Origin of the sequence: Alteromonas sp. MmMcT2-5 (assembly GCF_022348315.1) — a bacterium.
Lineage (GTDB): Bacteria > Pseudomonadota > Gammaproteobacteria > Enterobacterales > Alteromonadaceae > Alteromonas > Alteromonas macleodii.
The window spans coordinates 1-1,088 of record NZ_JAKRFB010000136.1; the positions used below are offsets into that span (position 1 = coordinate 1).

The 1,088-nt window shown below is 48.4% G+C and carries 1 protein-coding gene; it reads left to right on the forward strand.

From position 1 onward, the window contains the following. A partial coding sequence (gene ltrA, locus MHN09_RS21295) for a group II intron reverse transcriptase/maturase (protein ID WP_239241845.1) occupies positions 1 to 1,003 on the forward strand: 1,003 nt, incomplete at its 5' end. Between the last annotated feature and the right edge of the window lie 85 nt (positions 1,004 to 1,088).

Consider the following 1,088-nt stretch of genomic DNA (forward strand, 5'->3'; position numbering starts at 1 on the left):
GGTTCAACAATGCTTGAATGACCTCCTTACCCCCATCTTCGAAGAGCAGTTCCATCCATCAAGCTTTGGTTATAGACCGAAGCGGAGCTGTCACGATGCCATCAATAAAGCCACGATGTTCATCCGTCGATACGGACGGCGACACGTGGTGGATATGGACCTGTCGAAGTGCTTCGATAAGCTGGACCATACGCTTATCATTAAGAGCATCAAAAGGCGGGTTCGTGATGGTAGCGTGCTGAGTCTCATTGCTCAGTTCTTACAAAGTGGGGTGATGGTAGATGGACATTGGCAGCAAACAGAAACAGGCAGTCCGCAAGGTGGGGTAATAAGTCCGCTCATAGCGAACATCTATCTGGATGCGTTCGATGAGGAAATGAAACAACGTGGGCACCGCATAGTGCGCTATGCTGATGACATCCTTATCTTGTGTAGCAGTCGTGCAGCGGCAGAGAATGCCAAAGCGCAAGCCACACATATCTTAGAAGAGAAGCTAAAGCTAAGCGTAAACACGGATAAAACACACATCACTCACAGTGATGATGGTGTGAAATTCCTTGGTGTTGAAATTGGGACGAAACATACCCGCATACAACCCAAGAAACTGACCGCGTTTAAGACAAAGCTAAAGCAGATGACGAGACGCAATGGCGGAATACCGCTACAGTCAGTCATTAATGCGCTGAACCCACTACTCAGGGGGTTCAGTCACTACTTCAAGATAGCCAATGCTAAAAGGGCATTTAAGCAAATAGCAAGCTGGCTAAGACGGCGCTTGCGCAGCATCCAACTTAAGTTATGGAAGAAGGCGAGCCGCCTCCATCGCTGGCTACGACAGCATGGTTATAAAGGCAAGTTCGCTCACATCAACATGACGAGCTGGTGCAGTGCACGCAGTCCTTTAGCAAGCTACGCGATGCCAAACAGTTGGTTCGATGAACTTGGGCTAATGAACTTGGAGAATGTTGAAACGGGATATGTGTTTAGCAATTACGCTAAATAACTGTGTATATGAGCCGTATACGAGGCCCGTATGTACGGTTCTGTGAGAGGGATGAGGCGGTGACGCCTCACCCTACTCGATGTTT